Below are 2,935 nucleotides of genomic sequence, written 5' to 3' on the forward strand. Positions count from 1 at the left end.
GGAAGGGTGAGAACCCTTGACCGGGTTCGACAACCGGCTTCAGCCGGTTGGACAGTTCGGACGTCCCGCGGCCGAACTGCCCGCAGGGCGAGCAAAGCGAGTCAATCCCTTCCTCACCGCCATATTCAAAGAAAGAGCCTGAACTCACGTTCAGGCTTTTTTTTATGCCCAACTTATTTATTGATGTCTGACGGCAGTTGCCACAGCTCGCCAAGCCTGTAATCCCATATTCTTGGCGAAAACTTTATCTTGCCTCTCTCTGGCGTAAAGGTCATTTCACTAAACCAGATATTTTCTTTATGCATAAAGAAATCCACCCGGCAGTAATCAATACCCTCTGCGAGCGTTTCCGCCAGTTCAAGCAGCCTGGCATAGCCAGCGGGCCGGGGAATGTCGCGCGGATTATTGCTCTGCCCCATAGTAAAAGGCTGCAGGCGCCAGCCTTCATCATAAATATTGGTCAGCTTATTTCCGGCGGCATCCGTAAAATCCGCCTCTGTAAATTTCGCTTTTTGATGAAAGCAGTGAACGCGGTAAAGTTCCGGCGTAATATCCGGATTGGCGTTCGCAAAAATATCTATATACTGCTCGGCCAGGATAAAGGGTGGGATGTTTTTGTATTGCCATTCCAGCGAGACATAGTAAAAGTTACGATTAAGAAAAAAATCGAGCTTTTTATTATAGCGCGCTATTGCTGCCGCATCTTTGGCAAACACCATCTGGCAGCTGCCGCTATCATGGTTGCATTTGAGTACAAATTTATCGGGTAATGCAGCATAGTCAATATCCGCCGTGCGCCGCCACACGCCCAGCAATGGGATCAAATAGTTTTCGCCGATTTTCTTTGCAACGTAGTCACGGGCCAGGTATTTATCAGCCAGTTGGGTATAAAGATCGTTGCTTGTGTAGAGCATACGGTGGATAATTTTTTCATTCAACGACTCAGGATTGCGGAAAACATCTGCTCCACATTGTCTTTTGCGGTAGGTCGTTAGCAAATATTTTTCTTCTTTCTGTAAAAGGTGACGAAAAATTTTACCCTGATGCTCAATCTTCTTAAATAAATACACTTCCCCGGCCCCTTATTAACAACCTGTCCTGATACAGGAATAATGGAGCCAGCCTGGTCATTATTACGCCAGGAAGAAATAAACCCTAAGTAAACAAGGCAAATAAAAAAGCACCGTTACCTTTCAGCAACAGTGCTTTTATATAATCAATCAGTTTTTATAAAGACTACTTAATTTCCATCGCGGCCTTCATGGTATAAAACAGATCGGTCTGATCGGTCAGCCCGACCACGTTAGCGGCGTGTGGCCCATAAGCGGCGATGCGCAGCTGCGTGCCGGTATGCTCCTGCGAGTCCTCTTCCGAGTTACCGTAGCTGATAGTCATCAGGCCGCCCTCTTTAGTTGCCAGCTTTTGCGTCAGGCCGGGAGCCTTACTGTCATTAGGGATAATCTGGCTGGAATGCGCATGGTCCGCCGTGACAATAACCAGCGTGTTGCCGTCTTTACGGGCAAACTCCAGCGCTTTCTGTACTGCCTCATCCAAATCTACCGTTTCGCCAATCTGGCCGCAGGGGTTTGCTGCATGATCCTGCTTATCGATCGACGCGCCTTCCACCTGTAAGAAGAAACCGTTCTGATTTTTGCTCAGCAGCTGGATAGCCTTATCGGTCATCTGCGCCAGCGTTGGCGTGGAAGCAGGACGATCGCTGTTTACCTCGCAGCTGATGGGGTTGCCTTCCAGATTACCGTGCAGGGTCGCTTTCGGCCCTTTCCAGCGCACCGGCATATTGCCATCCGCGAACAGGCCCAGCACGGGTTTATCCTGCGTGGCTTCGGTAATAGCGTTCATGCCGTCAAGGTTATCAATCAGCTGGTAGCCGCGCAGCTTCGCCTGCTCGCTCAGCGTCTTGCCCTGCCACTCGCCTGCCTTAGCGCTTTCGGCAAAGGTTTTGCCGCCGCCGCCGAAAGTGACGTCAACACGGGCGTTCAACAATTGTTCGGCAATAGATCCTTTGCCGCCCTTTTCCAGCGCGTTGCCTGCGCACAGCTCGCTGGTTTTCTCCGGGCCATAGCATTTACGGGAGGTCACATGCGCCATCTGCGCGGCGGGCGTAGCGTCTTCCAGCTCTGCGGTAGAGACGTTGCCGGTCGCTTTACCTGCTGCCTTTGCCCTTTCCATAATCGTCTGATGATCTTTACCGTTCACATCCACGCCGATCGCCCCGTTATAAGATTTTACGCCGGTGCTCCACGCCGTTGCCGAAGCGGCGGAATCCGTAACGTAATCGGGCTTATGCGTTTTTTTGTCCAGCGAGTAATGCGTATACTGACCGGTCAGCGGCAGCGCATCGATGCCTTTGAAAAAGCCACCTGCGCCTTCAGCATAGTTACGCGCGGCGGTAATTTCGGAGTCGCCCATACCGTCACCGATCAGCAGGATAACGTTTTTAGCTGTTTTACTGCTCAGTGAAGCTTTCAGCGCTTCGGTCTGATCCTCGCTTAAACGGCGAGCGCCGCCGGGCTGTGTAATATCTCCCTGTGCGGCACGCTGATAATCGGCGGCCTGGGCGCAAAGCGTGATGGATAACAACGTAGCGGTAAAGGAAAGCGTAAACAGGCTTTTTTTCATCAGACGGCTCCATGAGAAAACGTTTCTAAAAATTTCAGGCGTTTAGTTTGCGACACAATCGTGACGCTTTTGTGTCGGCCGCATGGCAACTTGATGACTACACCTGTGCGTTTCTCAATCGACAGCGAGCGCGGCCTGCTTACCGCTTAACCTGCCAGAATAAAAAGAGAAAATTCCCTTGACCGTTCGGCCCGGACTCCCTATAGTAGCGCCCCGTCGCCCGAGAGGGGGATGAAGTTTACAATATGGTGAGGTGTCCGAGTGGCTGAAGGAGCACGCCTGGAAAGTGTGTATA

Annotated in this window: 2 protein-coding genes; both read right to left on the minus strand. The window is 51.2% G+C overall.

Going from position 1 to position 2,935, the window contains the following annotated elements:
* Positions 1 to 173 precede the first annotated feature (173 nt).
* Positions 174 to 1,070: an ATP-grasp fold amidoligase family protein gene (locus QCD69_RS22380; protein WP_301253565.1), complete on the minus strand. Its 897-nt coding sequence runs from the start codon at positions 1,068 to 1,070 to the stop codon at positions 174 to 176.
* Between the two features lie 166 nt (positions 1,071 to 1,236).
* Positions 1,237 to 2,640 (minus strand): alkaline phosphatase, encoded by a 1,404-nt coding sequence (phoA, locus tag QCD69_RS22385; RefSeq protein ID WP_301253566.1) that lies wholly within the window; start codon positions 2,638 to 2,640, stop codon positions 1,237 to 1,239.
* Positions 2,641 to 2,935 lie beyond the last annotated feature (295 nt).

The sequence above is a fragment of the Erwinia sp. PsM31 genome (assembly GCF_030433775.1).
Lineage (GTDB): Bacteria > Pseudomonadota > Gammaproteobacteria > Enterobacterales > Enterobacteriaceae > Erwinia > Erwinia aeris.

Coding starts and splice junctions, on each gene's coding strand:
- phoA (WP_301253566.1), bottom strand. CDS start 2,640: ATGAAAAAAAGCCTGTTTACGCTTTCCTTTACCGCTACGTTGTTATCC.